General features: G+C 65.9%; 2 protein-coding genes and 1 pseudogene. 1 reads left to right on the forward strand and 2 read right to left on the reverse strand.

Annotation, left to right across the window (positions count from 1 at the left end):
- Positions 1-450 (forward strand): HNH endonuclease (locus Q7T84_RS16670; RefSeq protein ID WP_304811058.1); only part of this gene is annotated, 450 nt, incomplete at its 5' end.
- Positions 451-458: 8 nt separating this feature from the next.
- On the opposite strand, the gene Q7T84_RS16675 is transcribed toward Q7T84_RS16670, so the two are convergent.
- Both Q7T84_RS16675 and Q7T84_RS16680 read right to left on the reverse strand, forming a co-directional pair.
- Complete coding sequence (locus Q7T84_RS16675) at positions 459-1,268, reverse strand: hypothetical protein (protein WP_304811060.1); 810 nt, start codon at positions 1,266-1,268, stop codon at positions 459-461.
- A gap of 10 nt (positions 1,269-1,278) precedes the next feature.
- Positions 1,279-1,641: pseudogene (locus tag Q7T84_RS16680) on the reverse strand (TonB-dependent receptor); the annotation flags it as partial.

Genomic DNA, 1,641 nt, shown 5'->3' on the forward strand with positions numbered 1-1,641 from the left:
AAGGCGGTGTTCCTTGATCGCGTCGATGTGGTCTCGACCTACGACCAGGAAGTCCATTCTCCCTCATTCGCCATGCGGCTCCCCAGCGTCGTCTCGCTGAAGCACTACGTGCCGCAGGATAGGCCCCCGGCCTTCACCCGCTTCAACCTCTTCCTGCGCGATTCATTCGCCTGCCAGTACTGCACGGTGAGCGAGGACCTGACCTTCGACCATGTGGTGCCGCGCTCACGCGGCGGCCGGACCACCTGGGAAAATATCGTCACCGCCTGCGCGCGCTGCAATCTGGCCAAGGGCGGGCGCACCCCGGCCGAGGCCCACATGCACCCATTCCACCAGCCGCGCCGCCCAACGGCCCATGAGCTGCAGGATCGGGGCCGCAAGTTCCCGCCGCATCACCTGCACAAGAGTTGGCTCGACTACCTCTACTGGGACATCGAGCTGGAGGCTTAGCTCGCCGTCTATTTCGCGGGCAGGACCCGCATCGCCAGGACTTCGCGGTTGGGGCGGCTGATGCCGTAGAGCACACCGGGCTGGCTCTCATCCCAGTCGATGGCTTGGCCCTCGACGGGCACGCCGATGGTTCCGACATGGTCGAGGACCGCTCCGCCCTTGGGCAGGGGCAGGATGGAGAGCTCGGGGTGATCGTGGCCGGTGATGTAGAGCCGGCCGTCCGGACCCCAGCCGCCGCCCGACGAGCTCATCGGCTTGAAGCGCTCCAGGATCGACGGCGGGAAGCTCCAGCTTTGCGTCTTGCGCCACTGATCGTCGAACCGGACCAGGGCCGTGTGACGGTGATCGCGCGGAGCCTCGCCGCCCTTGCCGTCATAGTTGGCGAACGCCGCCCACCAGGCGCCGTCCTTGCGGTCGATCCAGGTGATTGAACCGGTCCCAAGGCCCAGCGCCACGGTGCGCAGGTGGGTCATGGTCGCCGGATCGAAGAACTCCACCGAACTGGTCTGCGGGACCGCCGGGAAGTTGGAGCTGGCGCAGACCAGCTCCTTGGCGATCACCGCGCACGAATTGATGTGCGGATAGCGGGTGGGGTCGCCCTTCCACTCCGCCACCTTCATCCCGGTCTTTTTGTCGTATTTGGCGATGGTCGAGTTGGCCACCGCGTAGACATGGTCGCGATCGACCGCCACGCCCTGCCGCGCCTCAGGCGCGGAGTAGCGACGCATGACCTCAGCCGAGTGCGAAGGGGCGGTGGCTTCCTGGGCGCAGGCGGCCGAGGCGACAAGCGCCCCGGCCAGAACCAAATATCGGATCATGCCGGTTTCCTTAGAAGTTCAACGCCGCGCCGACCCAATAGGTGCGGCCGTAGTTCGCCCACTCTTGCAGGTAGCGACGGCCGGGGCCGGTGACTTCCTGGCGGCCGGTGTTCGAGAGGTTCTGGCCCTCGACGAAGACCGTCAGATTGTCGTTGAAGCGCCACGAGACGCTGGCGTCGAACAGGTGCCGGCCCTTCCAGTATTGGTCGGAGTTCGGGTTGGCGTCGTTGATCGTCTCGAGCTGGCCGCCGATGTAGTTGTGCGAGACCCGGGCCTCGAAGGGACCGCGCTGATAGTAGATCGACTCGTTGGTGGTGATCTCGGGCTGCTGGAAAAGACCGGTCGTGCGCGGGCCGGCCGAGGTCAGGAAGGT

Source organism: Phenylobacterium sp. (genome assembly GCF_030654915.1).
GTDB lineage: Bacteria > Pseudomonadota > Alphaproteobacteria > Caulobacterales > Caulobacteraceae > Phenylobacterium.

Bases quoted from the DNA above. Each gene is read 5' to 3' on its own strand.
- Q7T84_RS16675 (WP_304811060.1), bottom strand. From the start codon at position 1,268: ATGATCCGATATTTGGTTCTGGCCGGGGCGCTTGTCGCCTCGGCCGCC.